The sequence below is a fragment of the Isoptericola chiayiensis genome (assembly GCF_013149805.1).
Taxonomy (GTDB): domain Bacteria; phylum Actinomycetota; class Actinomycetes; order Actinomycetales; family Cellulomonadaceae; genus Isoptericola; species Isoptericola chiayiensis.
In genome coordinates this window covers 113,308-128,785 of sequence record NZ_JABEZT010000008.1, presented here as the reverse complement: position 1 = coordinate 128,785, position 15,478 = coordinate 113,308, and the positions used below count along the sequence as shown (strand labels likewise).

Sequence of the window (15,478 nt, the reverse complement as noted above, 5' to 3'; positions counted from 1 at the left end):
GGAGACGGTCAGATGGTGCTGTGGACGGCGGAGGTGAGGATCTGCAGACCCTCGGTGAGGTCCTCGTCGTCGATGGTCAACGGCGGGATGAGCTTCAGCACGCGGCCACCGGTCCCGCACGGCCCGATGAGCAGGCCGTCGTCGAAGCACGCCTTGGTGACGGCCTTGGCCAGGACGCCGTCGCCGACGTCGAGGCCCTGGATCATGCCTCGCCCGCGCACGTCGAACCCGGCGTCCGCCTCGTCGGCGATCCGCGTCAACGCGACGACCATCACCTCGCTGCGGGCGTGCACCCGGTCCATGAGCGCGTCGTCGTCGAAGTAGGTCAGGGCCTCGCGGCCCGCGACGAAGGACAGGCCCTGGCCCCGGAAGGTCCCGGTGTGCTCGCCGGGCGACCAGTGCGCGTCGTGCTCGGGCTTGACCAGGTTCATCGCCAGCGGCGTCCCGAACCCGCCGATGCCCTTGGCGAGGCACACGATGTCGGGGTCGAGCCCCATGCCGTCGAAGCTGAAGTAGCTGCCCGTGCGGCCGCAGCCCACCTGGATGTCGTCGATGACGAACAGGGACCCGACGTCGTGCGCGAGCCGCTGCACCTCGCGCAGCCACTCGGCGCTCGCCACGTGGACGCCGCCCTCGGCCTGGATCACCTCGACCACGAACGCGGCCGGCGGCAGGATGCCGCTCGAGGAGTCCTCGAGCAGGGCGCGGAAGTCCGCGAGCTGCTCCAGGCCACCTCCGGGTGCCGTCTCGAACGGCAGGCGCACCACGTGGTCGAGCGGCACCCCGGCGGCGGCACGGAAGTAGTCGTTGGCCGTCAGCGCCAGCGAGCCGAGGGTCATGCCGTGGAACCCGTTGGTGAAGGCCACCACGTCACGCCGTCCCGTGACGCGCCGGGCGAGCTTGAGCGCGGCCTCGACCGCGTTCGTCCCCGTCGGGCCCATGAACTGCATCCGCACGGACATGTCCCGGGGAGCCAGGACGGTCTCGGCGAACTTCTCGATGAAGTCCCGCTTCGTCGTCGTCGCCATGTCGAGGCTGTGCGCGACGCCGTCCGCCTCGAGAAAATCGATCATGGCCCGCTTCATGCGCGGATTGTTGTGCCCGAAGTTCAGCACTCCCGCACCGGCGAAGAAATCGATGAAGCTCCGTCCGGACTCATCGGTCTGCCGCGCGTTGGACGCCGACGCAAAGACGGTCGGATATGTCCGGCTGTACCCACGGATCTCTGATTCCCACTTCTCGAACGCCTCCATCGTCCACTTCTACGTGGGGGTACGAGGGCTGTCAACAGCAGCACGATGACGTTTCGGTGTCCGCCACGTTTCGCCGTTCGTCGCGCCGTTCGGAGCGCTGTTCGTCGTGCCGCCCGGGACGGCTGCCCGCACGGTCGTCGCGCGCCGGGAGCCGCCCCGCCGTAGTGTGCTGCCGACGGCCGCAGCGGGGCGGCCGGGAACCCGGACGGAGGCCGCATGGCGAACGTGGACGACCTCGTGGAACGGCACCTGGCAGCGGCGAGGACGGACGCCCACGGGCGCAGCGCCGAGGTGGTGGTGCACGACGGTCCCCTGCGGCAGACCGTCCTGGCGCTGAGCGCCGGCACGGAGCTCGGCGAGCACAACTCACCGCCCGCCGCCTCGGTCCTGGTCCTGCACGGCAGCATCCGGGTGACCGCCCTGGACGGCGAGGTCGTGCTCGCCGGCCAGCTCCGCGTCCTGACCCATCAACGGCACTCCGTGGTCGCGCTGGAGGACTCGGCGTTCCTGCTCACGACGGTCACGAGCATCCCGCACCAGGCCGACTGACGGACAGGACCGGCGCACGACGAAGGCCGCCTCCCGACGAGGGAGACGGCCTTGCGATGTGGAGCTGAGGGGACTCGAACCCCTGACCCTCTGCATGCCATGCAGATGCGCTACCAGCTGCGCCACAGCCCCGGAGAACCTGACCCGAAGGCCTGATTCGTGGAGTTCTGAGGGGCTTGGCCCCTCGGGAACGTCGATATCTTAGGCAGACTTCGGCTCAGGTTCCAAATCCGCGTGCGGACCCGCCCGCCACCGGTCGAGCGGGTAGCCCGCACCCACGTTGTGGGCCACGAGCCGCCAGCCCGGCACGGCGCCCGGAGCGGATCGGTGCAGGTGGGACCAGTGCACGTTGTGCATCCCGGAGATGCCCCGCCAGGCCGTGGCGTCCAGCTCGAGCAGGCCCGTGATGGCCAGGGAGATCGCGGCGCCGTGCGAGACGACGACGAGACACTCGTCACTGCTCAACGCCTCGGCGTGCTCCCGCACGGCTCCCGCCATGCGCTCCGCCACGTCCGCCTTGGTCTCCGCGCCCACGCCGGCGGGCTCCCCGCCCCGGCGCCACTCGCCGTGCTCGGCGGGCCACCGCTCGGCGATCTCCTCGGACGTCAGCCCCTCCCACACGCCGAACGACCGCTCCCGCAGCCGCGGGTCGGTCTCCACGGGCACACCCACCTGGTCGGCGTAGGCGGCGGCCGTGTCGGAGGCACGCTCCAGGTCCGACGAGACGACGCGCGCCGCGCGGTGCGAGGCCGACAGCGCCACCGCCCCCTGCTCGGCCTGCCACCGTCCGACCTCGTCCAGCGGGATGTCGATCTGGCCCTGCAGCCGCAGGGTCGCGTTGTAGGCGGTCCGTCCGTGCCGCAGCAGGACGACGGTGCCGGCGGTCACGGCGCGCTCACATCTCCCCGGTCAGGCGGATCGCGGCGTCGCCGGGACCGTCGCCGAACTCGGCGCGCGCCGCGGCCGGGTCCTCACCGCGGGCGTCGGCCGGCAGCGGGACCGCGGGGCAGTCCTTCCACAGCCGTTCCAGGGCGTAGTAGGTGCGGTCCTCGGCGTGCTGGACGTGCACGACGACGTCGCCGAAGTCGAGCAGCACCCAGCGGCCCTCCGCCTTGCCCTCGCGACGCGTGGCCGTCGCGCCGGCACGGTGCATCGCCTCCTCGACCGCGTCGACGACGGCGACCACCTGGCGCTCGTTGGTGCCGGAGGCGATCACGAACACGTCCGTCAGCACCAGCTGGTCGCTCACGTCCAGCGCGACGACGTCCTGCGCCTTGCGGTCCGAGGCCGCCCGGGCCGCGACGACGGCCATCTCCACGGCATGGTCGGTCGCGGTCATCGTGCTCCTCCGGCGCCGGGAACGGGTGCGACGGCGACGGCCACCGCGGGCGCCGCCTCCTCCGTGCCGAAGTCGTCCGGGTCCGGCTCCTTGAGCAGCAGGTTCCAGATCAGCATGCCCAGCACGAACGCGACGACCACCAGCACGATGTAGTGCAACCACGTGTACGACGGCTCGGACTCCTCCCAGTCGTCGTCCTCCTCCTCGGAGATCGGCACGGCGAGCGCTCCCGGCGCTCCCGCGCCGGCCGGAGCGTCCCCGACCACGGCGCCGAACGGCGACGCGCCCGCCGCCGGCTGGACGGCGCCCGCGCCCTCCGCGGGGGCACCGCCTCCCCAGGGGAACGACGGCGGCGCGCTCGCACCGCTCGTGGCCGCCGAGGGGGCGCTGCCGGTCGCGGCCGGCCACGCGGGCGGCGCCGAGGCGTCGGCGCTCTCGACGGCCCCCGCCGACGTGGCACCGCCTCCGGCGCCGAAGGGTGACGGCGGAGCGGTCGTGCCTCCGGCCGCCGGACCGGGAGCGGGTGCCTGGGCGCCGGCGCTCGCCGACGGGGCGGAGAACGCCGAGCGGCGGCCCGGGGCGGAGCCGGCGAACGGCGACGACGGCGCGGGCGCCGGCGAGGCCTCGGACCGGGGTGCCGACGAGGTCGTGCCCTCCCCCGGGCCCGTCGGCTCCGACGACCCCGCCGTCGGACCGAACGGCGAGCGTGCCGGGGGTGCTCCGGTGCCAGGTGCGGGGGCACCCGGGCCGCTGTCCCCCGCCGCGGGTGCGGCGGGTCGCCCGGTGCCCGGCGCCGCCGTCGGGCCACCGCCGAAGGCCGAGGGGCGCGCCGTCGCGCCGCCCGCCCCGGCGCGGGTCGCCGTGCGGCGCGGCGGAGCACCGCCGGAACCACCGGTCGACGGGAAGGCGGGCGCGGAGCCGTCGCCTGAGCCGTTGCCGGGGCCGGGGCCGGTGGAGCCTCCCGGTCGCTGGACCGGCGTCAGCCGTCCGGTCTCGTCCAGGCCCCGCACCCCGCCGGACGTGCTGGGCGGGCGGACGGTCGGCGCCGGCGACGGTGCGGCGGGCGGGTCGGACTGCTCGCGCAGCGAACGTCGTGACGGCGCGGCGGCCGGACGCGCCGGGCCGCCCGGGCCGCCCGGGCCGCCCGTGGCGGGGGCAGGGGCCGGCGCGGGCACCGGTGCCGGAACCGGCGGACTCGCGGGGGCGCCGCTGCCGAACGCGGACGGACGGACGCCCGGTGACGGAGCCGAGCCGGCCGACGCCTCCTGCGCGGCCGCCGCGGCACGCTCGCGTTCGCGGATCTCCCGGCGTGTCAGGGGCCGGGACGTGTTGTCACTCATCGAGACCTCGATACAGACCGTGCTTGGCGATGTACTGGACGACGCCGTCCGGCACCAGGTACCAGACCGGCTGACCCGCGGCGGCCCGACGACGGCAGTCCGTCGACGAGATCGCCAGCGCCGGCACCTCGAGCGTCGTCACCCCGTCCCGGGGCAGACCCTCGACCGTGAGCGGGTGACCGGGTCGGGTCACCGCCACGAAGTGCGCCTTGCGCCAGAGCTCGTCGGCGTCCTTCCACGTGAGGATCTGCTCGATCGCGTCGGCGCCGGTGATGAAGTACAGATCGGCGTCCGGGCGGGCCGTGCGCAGGTCCCGCAGCGTGTCGACCGTGTAGGTGAGGCCGGGCCGGTCGATGTCCACGCGGCTGACGGTGAACCGCGGGTTGGACGCGGTGGCGATCACCGTCATCAGGTAGCGGTCCTCCGCGGAGGAGACCCGGGTGTCCTGCTTGAACGTCGGCTTGCCGGTGGGCACGAAGACGACCTCGTCGAGGTCGAGAAGTGCTGCGGCCTCGCTCGCGGCCACCAGGTGCCCGTGGTGGATCGGGTCGAACGTCCCACCCATCACCCCGAGCCGGGGACGACGCTGCTCGCTCACGCGGGTGACGGGCTCGTCAGTGCTTGTTGCCGGCGTTGCGGAACGCGTACGTCGCCAGCAGGGCGGCGACGAACCCGCCGAAGGCGAGGACGCCCAGCGCGATGGGCGAGATGGCGTATCCGGAGTGCTCGGCGGCCTCCTCGGCGGCCAGGACGACGGTGTGCAGCACTGGTGCTCCTCGGGCTCGGTACGGTGCGGGTCGCAGGACAGTCTCTCACGAGCCCGGATCAGGGCCGCACGTGCCCGTCCCCGTGCACCACCCACTTGGTCGTGGTCAGCTCGGCCAGGCCCATCGGCCCCCGGGCGTGGAGCTTCTGGGTGGAGATGCCCACCTCCGCACCCATGCCGAGCTGGCCGCCGTCCGTGAAGCGGGTGGAGGCGTTGACCATGATCGCGGCGGAGTCCAGCTCGGCCACGAACCGCTCCGAGGCCGCCAGGTCCTGCGTGACGATCGCCTCGGTGTGGCCGGACGTCCAGGTGCGGATGTGCTCGATGGCCTCGTCGAGCGAGTCGACCACCCGCACGGCGAGCTCGGCGGCCAGGTACTCGGTGGCCCAGTCGTCCTCGGTGGCGGGCACGATCTCGACGGTCTCGGGCGCGTGGGACACGGTGCGGTCGTCGGCGTGCAGCACCACCCCGGCGCCGCCCAGGGCCGCGAGCGCCGCGGGCAGGAACCGGTCGGCCACGTCGGCGTGCACGAGCAGCGTCTCGGCGGCGTTGCACACGCCGACGCGCTGCGTCTTGGCGTTCATCACGATCTCGACCGCGGACGCGACGTCGGCGGTCGCGTCGACGTACACGTGCACGTTGCCGGTACCCGTCTCGATGACGGGCACGGTCGACTGCTCCACGACGGTGCGGATCAGGTCGGCGCCGCCGCGCGGGACGAGCAGGTCCACCAGGCCGCGGGCCTGCATGAGCGCCACGCCGCCGGGGCGGCCGAACCCGTCGATCGACTGCACGAGGTCGGCCGGCAGCCCCTCCGCCTCCAGGGCCCGGCGCATGACGTCGACGATCACCGTGTTGGACGACGCCGCCGCGGAGCCGCCGCGCAGGACGACGGCGTTGCCGGACTTGAGCGCGAGGCCGGCGGCGTCGACGGTGACGTTCGGACGGGCCTCGTAGATCATCCCGACCACGCCCATCGGCACCCGCAGCTGGCGTACCCGCAGCCCGTTGGGCAGGGTCTGTCCCCGCACCACCTCCCCGACCGGGTCGGGGAGGCCGGCGAGCTCGCGCAGGGCGCCAGCGATCGCGGCGACGCGTTCCGGGGTCAGGGCGAGGCGGTCCAGCAGCCCCTCGGCCATCCCGGCGTCGCGGCCCCGTTCGAGGTCGTCGGCGTTGGCGGCCACGATCTCCTCGTCGGCGGCCACCAGCGCGTCGGCGAGGGCGTGCAGGAGGGCGTCCTTGGTCGCGCGGGTGGCGGTGGCGAGGGTCCGGGAGGCGACCTGCGCGTTCCGGGCGACGTCGCGCACCGCGGCGACGACGTCGTCCCCCGGTCGCCCGGACCCGTCGTGGGTCGGCGCGGGAGTGGACTCGTACGTCGTGGTCATGCCTCCGAGACTACGACGCCGTGGTCGGTGAGGACAGGCCGTTCCGCCCCTCGAGCACGAGGTCGTCGCGGTGCACGACCTCACGGTCGTACCCCTCGCCCAGCTCGGCGCGCAGCTCGTAGGTGGACCGACCCTGCAGGGTCGGGATCTCGCCGGAGCCGTAGGCGACCAGCCCGCGGGCGACCCCCGTGCCGTCCGGCGCGACCAGCTCGACGGGGTCACCGGCCTCGAAGTCGCCCTCGACGCGCGTGATCCCTGCCGGGAGCAGGGAGGCGCGCCCGCCGAGGACGGCGCGGGCCGCTCCGGCGTCCAGGTGGAGGCGTCCCTCCGGCCGTGCCGCGTGCGCGATCCAGAGGCGCCGGGCCGTGGTCCGGCGGCCCCCCGCGGCGAAGAAGGTGCCCACGTCCCGGCCCGCGAGCGCGTCGGCGACCCGGCCTGCGGCGGTCAGCACGACGGGCACCCCGGCGGAGGTCGCGATCCGCACCGACTCGAGCTTGGTGACCATGCCCCCGGTCCCCACGGCGCTGCCCCGGGCGGTGACCTCCACGCCGGCGACGTCGGCGAGGTCCTCGACGTGCCCGATGCGCCGGGCGCCCGGCCGGCTGGGCGGCGCGTCGTGCAGGCCGTCGACGTCGGTGAGCAGCACCATGGCGTCGGCGCGGACCAGGTGGGAGACGAGCGCGGCGAGCCGGTCGTTGTCGCCGAACCGCAGCTCGTCGACCGTCACGGCGTCGTTCTCGTTGACCACCGGGACGACGCCGAGCGCCAGCAGCTTCTCCAGGGAGCGCTGAGCGTTGCGGTACCGGGCACGGCGCACCGTGTCCTCGGCGGTGAGGAGCGCCTGGCCCACCCGGATGCCGTGCCGGGCGAACGCCTCGGAGTAGCGCGCCACGAGCTCACCCTGCCCGAGCATGGCGCACGCCTGCATGGTGGCGAGGTCGCGGGGCCGCGAGGTCAGCCCGGCGGGTCCGATCCCGGCGGCGATGGCGCCCGAGGTCACCACCACGACCTCCCCGCCGGCCGCGCGCCGCGCGGCGAGCACGTCCACGAGGGCGCGCAGGGCGTCCAGGTCCAGGTGGCCGTCGGGCCTCGTCAGCGAGGACGAGCCGATCTTGACGACGACGCGGCGGGCGGCGGGCAGGGCGGAGCGGGTCCGGGCGTTCACGGGGCCATCATCGCGCCTGCGGCGCTCACTCGTCGGTGGGGTCCGCCCAGTGGCCGGCCTCGCGCTCGGTCCACAGCTCCTCGCGCGCCGCCGTCTTGGCGTCCATCCGCTCGGTGAACTCGCGCCGCTTGTCCGCACGGGTCGGTCGCGCGGTCTCCTCGAGGCGCAGGTCGCTGCCGCGGGCGCCGAGCAGCTCGGCGCCGGTGGACAGCGTGGGCTCCCAGTCGAAGACGACGGCGTCGTCCACGGTGCCGATGCGGACCTCGTCGCCGGCGACGGCGCCCGTGGCGAAGAGCTTCTCCTCGACGCCGAGCTTGGCCAGCCGGTCGGCGAGGAAGCCGACGGCCTCGTCGTTGTTGAAGTCGGTCTGGCGCACCCAGCGTTCGGGCTTGCGCCCCTGGACCAGGTAGTACACGCCGCCGGTGCGGTCGTCGTGGCGGCGCGTCACCGTGAATCCGGCGTCGTCGACGGCCTGCGGTCGGATGACCACGCGCGCCGGCTCCGGCGGGGGCGCGGCCGCGCGGGCCTGCTCGACGAGCTCGGCGAGGGCGAACGTCAGCTCGCGCAGGCCCTCGTGGGAGGCCGTGGAGATCTCGAAGACGCGCAGGCCGCGCGCCTCGAGGTCGGGACGCACGAAGTCCGCGAGCTCGCGGGCCTCCGGCACGTCGATCTTGTTCAGCACCACGAGCTGCGGACGTTCGGTGAGCGGTACCCGCCCGCCGGAGATGCCGAGGTCGCCCGCGTACGCGGCGAGCTCGGCCTCGAGCACCTCGAGGTCCGTGATCGGGTCCCGGTTCGGCTCCAGGGTCGCGCAGTCCAGGACGTGGACGATGACGGCGGTGCGCTCGACGTGCCGCAGGAACTCCAGGCCGAGCCCCTTGCCCTCGCTCGCCCCGGGGATCAGGCCCGGCACGTCCGCGACGGTGAACCGCGACGACCCGGCCTGCACGACGCCCAGGTTCGGGATCAGCGTGGTGAACGGGTAGTCGGCGATCTTCGGACGCGCGGCGGAGACCGCGGCGATCAGCGACGACTTGCCGGCGCTGGGGAAGCCCACGAGCGCCACGTCGGCGATCGTCTTGAGCTCGAGCACGACGTCGCGCTCCTCGCCGGGTTCCCCGAGCAGGGCGAACCCGGGCGCCTTGCGGCGCGGCGAGGCGAGGGCACGGTTGCCCAACCCGCCGCGGCCGCCGGCGGCGACCACGAGCTCGGCGCCGTCACCGACCAGGTCGGCCAGCACGTTGCCGTCCCGGTCCTTGACCACCGTGCCGTCCGGGACGCGCAGGACGAGGTCCTCACCCTTGGCGCCGTCCCGGTCGTCACCCATGCCCTGACCGCCCTTGGGCGCACGCCGGTGGGGCGAGTGGTGGTACTCGAGCAGCGTGGTGGTCTGGGCGTCCACGACCAGCCGCACGCTGCCGCCGTCACCGCCGTTGCCGCCGTCGGGCCCGGCGAGCGGCTTGAACTTCTCGCGGCGCACGGAGGCGACCCCGTGCCCGCCGTCACCCCCGGAGGCGTGCAGCACGACACGGTCGACGAAGCTGGCCATGGTCAGATCCTCTCAGGACGAGGGTGGTGGAACGCGCACGAGGGGCGCACCGGTGCGGTGCGCCCCTCGTGGGAAGCGTGCTGCGCGGCGCGCAGCGTCACGCGGAGGTCAGGCCGAGACGATGTCGACGACCTTGCGGCCGCGACGCGTCCCGAAGGCGACCTCGCCCGCCGCGAGGGCGAAGAGCGTGTCGTCGCCACCGCGGCCGACGTTCTCGCCCGGGTGGAAGTGGGTGCCGCGCTGGCGGACGATGATCTCGCCCGCGCCGACCACCTGGCCGCCGAAGCGCTTGACGCCGAGGGACTTGGCGTTCGAGTCGCGGCCGTTGCGCGAGGAGCTCGCGCCCTTCTTGTGTGCCATGTCAGTCCTGCTTTCTGGGAGGTCCGAAGAGTGTGGTCGCCACGCGGGCTGGGCCCGCGGCGGGCATCACTTGATGCCGGTGACCTTCAGGCGGGTCAGCTGCTGACGGTGACCCTGGCGCTTCTTGTAACCGGTCTTGTTCTTGTACTTCTGGATCGAGATCTTCGGACCCTTGGCGTCCTTGACGACCTCGGCGGTGACCTTCACCTTCGCGAGCTTGCTGGCGTCAGTGGTCACCTTCTCCCCGTCCACGAGCAGGATCGCGGGGAGCTCGACGGTGTCACCGGCCGAGCTCTCGAGCCGGTCCATGACGACGATGTCCCCGACGGACACCTTCTCCTGACGGCCACCGGCCTTGACGATCGCGTACACCATGCTGATGCTCATCTCTCCTGGTCTTGGCGTGCTCGCACGACGTTCGTCACCGGCTTGGTCGGTAACTCGTGCCGCCGCGGCGGACGAGTGCGGTGAGCCGTGGGCACACGGGACAGACGCGCTGAGGGCGCGCCGACGCTCAACTTTACGCGATCGCACCCGCACCATCAAGCACGGCCGGGAGCACGGCGGCGTGACGTGCGGCACGCCGGTGCCGTGCGAGCCGCAGGTCACGGGCCCACGATGGGACGATGACGCCAGCCCAGCCGCCGGCCGGCGCCGGATCCGCCGACGGCACGCCCGACGCCGTCACGGCGGCGATGCGTGCGGTCGACCGCCGCGGGTTCCTCCCCCGCGCCCAGCACCGGTGGGCGGCCGACGACCGCCCGCTGCCCATCGGGTACGACCAGACGTGCTCCCAGCCGTCGACCGTGGCGGCCATGCTCAGGCTGCTCGGCGTCGGACCGGGGATGCACGTGCTGGACGTCGGTGCCGGGTCCGGGTGGACGACGGCGCTGCTCGGACGGCTGGTCGGGCCGACGGGGTCCGTCCTGGGCGTCGAACGGATCGCCGAGATCGCGGCGTGGGGCGCGGCCAACGTCGCGCGGGCCGGGCTGCCGTGGGCCCGTGTACGGACCGCGCGCCGTGGCGAGCTGGGCGCCCCGCGCCCGGACGGCTGGGACCGGGTGCTGGTCTCGGCCGCGGCCGCCAGGATGCCCGCGGCGCTCGTCGACCAGGTCGCGCCCGGCGGCCGGATGGTGGTGCCCGTCGTGCACGTCATGACCGTCGTCGACCGCGACCCGGACGGCACCGTCCGCACCACCGAGCACGGCACCTACAGCTTCGTCCCGCTCGTCGAGGACTGACCCGCGTCCGAGCCGGGACCGTCCACGACCCGGTGCCTGCGGCAGCGCGCCTGGTAGGCCTCGGCGCCGCCCACGTGCGCGGACATCGCGTTGAGGGCGTCACCCGACCGCCCGCCGCCCGGCGTCCGGACGTGGTACGCGGCCTCGCGCCCGCAGACCGAGCACACCGCCGTCAGTCGGACCACGTGCTCGGCCAGGGCCATGAGCTCCGGGACCGGGCTGAACGGCCGACCGTCGAACGTCACCGTCAGCCCGGCGACCACGACGTCGACGCCGTCGTCCGCGAGCCGCTGGACCACGGCGACGAGATCCGCGCCGAAGAACTGCGCCTCGTCCACGGCGACCATCCGCGTCCCGGGCACGACCAGCCCCGGGATCTCGGTCGCCGCGCCGACGGCGCGAGAGGCGACCTCGAGCCCGGAGTGCGTCACCAGCCGGCCCGGGCCGCTGCGCGTGTCGACCTCGTGCGCCACGACCAGGACCTCCAGGCCGGCGATCCGCGCGCGCTCCACCCGTCGCACCAGCTCCGAGGTCTTGCCCGCGAACATCGGGCCGCCGACGACGGTCACGCGACCGGGTGCCGAACCTGCGTCCATACGACCAGTCAAGCACCCGGCCGCGCAGCCGGCGCGCGGCGGGTCAGCCCTTCTCGGTCACCGCCGCAGCCTCGCCCTCAACCTGCTCAGGAGCCTCTTCGGCCCCGGCTCCTTTCGCCGGTTCGTCGGCTCGGGCCGGCTCGGACCGCGGGGGGTCGGCCGGCTCCGCCGCGGGCTGCGCGGCGTCGGCGTCGGCCGACTCCGGCTCGGCGGCGGTCTCCGGCTCGGCGGCCGGCTCCGGCTCGACGACGTCCGGCGTCGACCCCGCCCGCGGCGCGTCCGCCGGGGCCTCGGCCACCGGGACCGTGGGCTCGGGGGCCTCCGGGTCCGGGGACACCGGGGTCGACTCCGGGACGTCGGCCGTGGCGGCGGCCGACGCGTCGGCGGCCTCCGCACCCGACGCGGCCGAGCGGTCCTCGTCCTCGTGCTCGTGGGCGTGCGCCGCAGCGGCCGCGATGGTCGCCAGCGTGGCCTTCACGGCCGCGCGCTCCTTGGACTTGTCGTCCGGGAGCTTGGGCACGTCGGAGCCCGACGACTCCTCCGCGCCCTTCTTCGCGCCGCCGCGCTTGCGTCGCGACCGCTTGGAGCCGCCGTCGCCCTCGCCGGCGGGCGCCGGGCTCTTCTCGACCGGGTGCTCGTGGACGATGAACCCGCGGCCCTTGCAGTGCTCGCACGTCGAGCTGAACGCCTCGACCAGGCCCTGACCGACACGCTTGCGCGTCATCTGGACCAGGCCGAGCGAGGTGACCTCGGCCACCTGGTGCTTGGTACGGTCACGACCCAGGCACTCCACCAGCCGGCGCAGCACCAGGTCGCGGTTGGACTCGAGCACCATGTCGACGAAGTCGATGACGATGATGCCGCCGATGTCGCGCAGGCGCAGCTGCCGGACGATCTCCTCGGCCGCCTCGAGGTTGTTGCGGGTGACCGTCTCCTCGAGGGTGCCGCCGCTGCCGGTGAACTTGCCCGTGTTGACGTCGACGACGGTCATCGCCTCGGTGCGGTCGATGACCAGCGAGCCGCCGGAGGGCAGCCAGACCTTGCGGTCCATGCCCTTGGCGAGCTGCTCGTCGACGCGGTGCACGGCGAAGACGTCCTGCGCACCGGTCCACCGCGAGACCCGCTCGCGCAGGTCCGGCGCGAGCTCCTCGACGTAGGTCGAGATCTCGGACCAGGCCCGGTCGCCCTCCACCACCAGGGAGGCGAAGTCGTCGTTGAAGATGTCGCGCACCACGCGGATCGCCATGTCGGCCTCGCCCTGGAGCAGCGCGGGAGCCGACGTCGAGGACTTGGCGGCCTTGTCGTCGATGGACTGCCACTGCGACTGCAGGCGCTCCACGTCGGCGCGCAGCTCCTCCTCCGAGGCGCCCTCCGCGGCGGTCCGCACGATGACGCCCGCGCCGTCCGGGACGACGTCGCGCAGGATCTTCTTGAGCCGGTTGCGCTCCGTGTCCGGGAGCTTGCGGCTGATGCCCGTCATCCCGCCGCCGGGCACGAACACGAGGTAGCGGCCGGCTAGCGTGACCTGGGAGGTCAGGCGGGCGCCCTTGTGCCCGATCGGGTCCTTGGTGACCTGCACGAGCACCGAGTCGCCCGACTTCAGGGCCTCCTCGATGCGGCGCGGCTGGCCCTCGATCCCCGCGGCGTCCCAGTTGACCTCGCCCGCGTACAGCACGGCGTTGCGGCCCTTGCCGACGTCGACGAAGGCGGCCTCCATCGACGGCAGCACGTTCTGCACCCGCCCGAGGTAGACGTTGCCCACCATCGAGGCCTGCGCCTGCTGGGAGACGTAGTGCTCGACGAGCACGCCGTCCTCGAGCACGGCGATCTGGGTCCGGGCGTCCTGCTCGCGCACGATCATCGACCGCGAGACGGACTCGCGCCGGGCCAGGAACTCGGCCTCGGTGATGACCTGGCGGCGGCGGCCCGCGTCGCGACCCTCGCGCCGCCGCTGCCGCTTGGCCTCGAGTCGGGTCGAGCCCTTGAGGGCGACGACCTCGTCCTCGGCGCGGCCGGGACGGCCCGCCTCGCGGTCCCCGCCGCGCCCGCCACGACGGCGGCGTCGGCGACGGCGGCTCGAGGAGGAGCGGTCGTCCGACTCGTCCCCGTCGTCGGAGGACTGCTCGGCGGAGGACTGCTCGCCGGACGACGTGGAGCCCGACGGCGTCGAGGAGGCGTCCTCGGGCACGGTCTCGCCGTCCCCGGGCTCGGCAGGACCGTTCTGGGGGCGGTCGCCCTCGGACTCGTCGCCCCGAGGACCGTCCGTGCTCTCGCCGTCGTCACCCGACGCGGCGCTCTCGCTGCCCTGGGGGCGATCGCCTCGGCGGCCGCCACGGCGGCCGCGGCCGCCGCGCCGGCGGCGGCGACGCGGACGGATGTCCCCCTCGTCACCGTCCTCGCGGAAGTCCTCCGGGCCGAGCTCGACCAGCTCCAGGCCCTCGGCGGTGAGCTCGGACTCGATCACCTCGAGCTCGTCGACGGCCGCGACGTCGGCCTCGCCGAGGTCGAGGGGACCGGCCTCGGGCGTGCCCGGGGTCTCGGTGGTCGCCTGGGCGGCAGCGCCGTCCGAGCCGGTCGCCTCGTCCCGCGCCGGCTTCCGGGACTTGGACGTGGCCTTCTTCGCGGGCTTCTCCGTGCCCTTCGCCGCACCGCCGCCGGGTGTCTCGCGGGTCGGCTCGGCAGCGTCCGCCGCCGGGGCCGCCGACGTCGTGTCCTCGGCAGGGCCGTCCGACGCGGGCTCGTCGTGCGGACGGGCGGGGCCGGCCGGCGCCTGGGCCCGCCGCGACGCCCGCGTGCCGGTCAGGTCCGGCGCCTGGAACAGCAGAGCGGTCGTGGCCAGGCGCGGCGTACCCGCCTGGCCGGCCGTCGAGGACTCCTTCGTGCTCTCGGTGCGCGCGCTCCTGGTCGACGCACGGCGCGAGCCGCGGGTGGTCGAGGCAGCCTCGGCCCCCGCCGTCGGCGCAGCTGCGGTCTCCTCGGTGGAGTCCTTCGACGTGGCGTCCGCCGCCTCGTCGCTCTTCGAGGTCTTGCCCTTCGAGGTGCCCTTCGAGGTGGCGCCCTTCGAGGTGGCGCCCTTCGAGGTGGCGCCCTTCGAGGTCGCGCTCTTCGTGCCGGAGCGCCGGCTCCGACGCGGAGCAGCCGACTCCTCCTCGCCGTCGCCGGGGCGGCGCTCGGACGCCGGGCCGCCCGGCAGGACGATGTCGTCCAGGCTGAGCGGGGCCTCGGTGGTGTCGGTGTCCGAGGCCGCGGCCGCCGGCGGCAGCGAGATGCTGCTCGCGCCGGCGCCGGCGCCGGCGCCGGCGTCGGCATCGGTCGCGGACGCCGCGCTGTCACCGGCCGCGGCGGTCGGGGCAGGTGCGACCTCGGCGGGCTCGGTCCCGGGCACGTCCTGGGGAGCGGTCTCGGTCGACGCGGTCTCGGCGGGAGCGGTCTCGGCCGGTGCGGCCGCGGGGCCGGCGGTGCGGCGGGTGGCGCGGCGCGGCCGGCGTGCCGGCGTCGACGGGGCGGGCTCCGTGCTCGTGGCCCGCTGCGGGGCGGCGCTCGTGACCGGCTGCTCCGGTTCCGCCGCGCCGGGCGCGGCCTGCGGCACGACGATCGGCTCGGGCGGCGCCTGCGGCGCGGACGTGGGGCGGGTGACGCGACGGCGGGTCGCGCGGCGGGGAGCCGTCCCGCTCGTCCCGGTCGACTGGTCTGGGGTATCGGACGTCACGACGTACGCTCCTGCTCCGCGCCGACCGGCCCACACCTGCCGGTCTCGCGGCGGTCGCCGTCGGGTGGCCGCGCTGCTCAGCGCGCCGCCCGGACGGAAGTCTCTGTCTCGGCCACTGCCCCCACGACTTCGCGGACGCCGGGCGACCAGTCCCTTCATACCGGTCGCGGCACCGCGTGCGGACGCGGGAGCTGCAAGCTTGTCGACCTCGAGGGGTGTGGTCCCC

At 74.6% G+C, this 15,478-nt stretch carries 15 protein-coding genes and 1 tRNA gene; 2 read left to right on the top strand and 14 right to left on the bottom strand.

Annotation, left to right across the window (positions count from 1 at the left end; all coding sequences use genetic code 11):
* Nucleotides 1-8 precede the first annotated feature (8 nt).
* Complete coding sequence (locus HDG68_RS14125) at nt 9-1,253, bottom strand: aspartate aminotransferase family protein (RefSeq protein ID WP_172153162.1); 1,245 nt, start codon at nt 1,251-1,253, stop codon at nt 9-11.
* A 216-nt stretch (nt 1,254-1,469) separates the two neighbouring features.
* On the opposite strand from HDG68_RS14125, the gene HDG68_RS14120 reads away from it, so the two are divergent.
* Nucleotides 1,470-1,802 (top strand): cupin domain-containing protein, encoded by a 333-nt coding sequence (locus HDG68_RS14120; protein WP_172153160.1) that lies wholly within the window; start codon nt 1,470-1,472, stop codon nt 1,800-1,802.
* 59 nt (nt 1,803-1,861) lie between these two features.
* On the opposite strand, the gene HDG68_RS14115 is transcribed toward HDG68_RS14120, so the two are convergent.
* From HDG68_RS14115 to rplU, 11 genes are all read right to left on the bottom strand, one after another.
* Nucleotides 1,862-1,934 (bottom strand) — tRNA-Ala (locus tag HDG68_RS14115).
* A 69-nt stretch (nt 1,935-2,003) separates the two neighbouring features.
* On the bottom strand, nt 2,004-2,690 hold the full coding sequence (locus tag HDG68_RS14110; protein WP_172153158.1) for a histidine phosphatase family protein: 687 nt from the start codon (nt 2,688-2,690) through the stop codon (nt 2,004-2,006).
* Nucleotides 2,691-2,697: 7 nt separating this feature from the next.
* On the bottom strand, nt 2,698-3,141 hold the full coding sequence (rsfS, locus tag HDG68_RS14105) for a ribosome silencing factor (RefSeq protein WP_172153156.1): 444 nt from the start codon (nt 3,139-3,141) through the stop codon (nt 2,698-2,700).
* Nucleotides 3,138-4,481 carry a hypothetical protein gene (locus HDG68_RS14100; RefSeq protein WP_172153154.1) on the bottom strand — a complete coding sequence of 448 codons (1,344 nt, stop codon included), beginning with the start codon at nt 4,479-4,481 and terminating at the stop codon, nt 3,138-3,140. Before HDG68_RS14100 ends, rsfS begins: the two co-directional genes overlap by 4 nt.
* Entirely contained in the window at nt 4,474-5,079 is a 606-nt protein-coding gene (nadD, locus tag HDG68_RS14095) for a nicotinate-nucleotide adenylyltransferase (RefSeq protein ID WP_172153152.1), read from the bottom strand. Before nadD ends, HDG68_RS14100 begins: the two co-directional genes overlap by 8 nt.
* 16 nt (nt 5,080-5,095) lie before the next feature.
* Nucleotides 5,096-5,248 (bottom strand): hypothetical protein, encoded by a 153-nt coding sequence (locus HDG68_RS14090; RefSeq protein WP_172153150.1) that lies wholly within the window; start codon nt 5,246-5,248, stop codon nt 5,096-5,098.
* A gap of 58 nt (nt 5,249-5,306) precedes the next feature.
* Complete coding sequence (locus HDG68_RS14085; protein ID WP_172153148.1) at nt 5,307-6,632, bottom strand: glutamate-5-semialdehyde dehydrogenase; 1,326 nt, start codon at nt 6,630-6,632, stop codon at nt 5,307-5,309.
* Between the two features lie 10 nt (nt 6,633-6,642).
* Nucleotides 6,643-7,797, bottom strand: coding sequence for a glutamate 5-kinase (gene proB, locus HDG68_RS14080; protein WP_172153146.1), 1,155 nt, complete (start codon nt 7,795-7,797; stop codon nt 6,643-6,645).
* A 25-nt stretch (nt 7,798-7,822) separates the two neighbouring features.
* Nucleotides 7,823-9,346, bottom strand: a complete 1,524-nt coding sequence (gene obgE, locus HDG68_RS14075) for a GTPase ObgE (RefSeq protein ID WP_172153144.1) — start codon at nt 9,344-9,346, stop codon at nt 7,823-7,825.
* Nucleotides 9,347-9,454: 108 nt separating this feature from the next.
* A complete protein-coding gene (rpmA, locus tag HDG68_RS14070) occupies nt 9,455-9,706 on the bottom strand; it encodes a 50S ribosomal protein L27 (protein WP_172153142.1) in 252 nt (83 codons plus the stop codon).
* A gap of 66 nt (nt 9,707-9,772) precedes the next feature.
* Nucleotides 9,773-10,081, bottom strand: a complete 309-nt coding sequence (rplU, locus tag HDG68_RS14065) for a 50S ribosomal protein L21 (protein WP_172153245.1) — start codon at nt 10,079-10,081, stop codon at nt 9,773-9,775.
* Nucleotides 10,082-10,332: 251 nt separating this feature from the next.
* Between rplU and HDG68_RS14060 the strand changes: the two genes are divergently transcribed.
* Nucleotides 10,333-10,947: a protein-L-isoaspartate O-methyltransferase family protein gene (locus HDG68_RS14060; RefSeq protein WP_172153140.1), complete on the top strand. Its 615-nt coding sequence runs from the start codon at nt 10,333-10,335 to the stop codon at nt 10,945-10,947.
* Here HDG68_RS14060 and HDG68_RS14055 read toward each other — a convergent pair.
* On the bottom strand, nt 10,917-11,543 hold the full coding sequence (locus tag HDG68_RS14055) for a thymidine kinase (protein WP_172153138.1): 627 nt from the start codon (nt 11,541-11,543) through the stop codon (nt 10,917-10,919). The two genes, HDG68_RS14060 and HDG68_RS14055, sit on opposite strands and share 31 nt — an antisense overlap.
* A gap of 43 nt (nt 11,544-11,586) precedes the next feature.
* Nucleotides 11,587-15,252: an Rne/Rng family ribonuclease gene (locus HDG68_RS14050; protein WP_343037593.1), complete on the bottom strand. Its 3,666-nt coding sequence runs from the start codon at nt 15,250-15,252 to the stop codon at nt 11,587-11,589.
* Nucleotides 15,253-15,478: the final 226 nt, after the last annotated feature.

Excerpts from the sequence above, each read along its gene's own strand:
- HDG68_RS14125 (WP_172153162.1), bottom strand. The coding sequence starts at position 1,253 with ATGGAGGCGTTCGAGAAGTGGGAATCAGAGATCCGTGGGTACAGCCGG.
- obgE (WP_172153144.1), bottom strand. The coding sequence starts at position 9,346 with ATGGCCAGCTTCGTCGACCGTGTCGTGCTGCACGCCTCCGGGGGTGAC.
- rpmA (WP_172153142.1), bottom strand. The coding sequence starts at position 9,706 with ATGGCACACAAGAAGGGCGCGAGCTCCTCGCGCAACGGCCGCGACTCG.
- rsfS (WP_172153156.1), bottom strand. The coding sequence starts at position 3,141 with ATGACCGCGACCGACCATGCCGTGGAGATGGCCGTCGTCGCGGCCCGG.
- HDG68_RS14120 (WP_172153160.1), top strand. The coding sequence starts at position 1,470 with ATGGCGAACGTGGACGACCTCGTGGAACGGCACCTGGCAGCGGCGAGG.
- HDG68_RS14055 (WP_172153138.1), bottom strand. The coding sequence starts at position 11,543 with ATGGACGCAGGTTCGGCACCCGGTCGCGTGACCGTCGTCGGCGGCCCG.
- HDG68_RS14100 (WP_172153154.1), bottom strand. The coding sequence starts at position 4,481 with ATGAGTGACAACACGTCCCGGCCCCTGACACGCCGGGAGATCCGCGAA.
- HDG68_RS14085 (WP_172153148.1), bottom strand. The coding sequence starts at position 6,632 with ATGACCACGACGTACGAGTCCACTCCCGCGCCGACCCACGACGGGTCC.
- rplU (WP_172153245.1), bottom strand. The coding sequence starts at position 10,081 with ATGGTGTACGCGATCGTCAAGGCCGGTGGCCGTCAGGAGAAGGTGTCC.
- HDG68_RS14060 (WP_172153140.1), top strand. The coding sequence starts at position 10,333 with ATGACGCCAGCCCAGCCGCCGGCCGGCGCCGGATCCGCCGACGGCACG.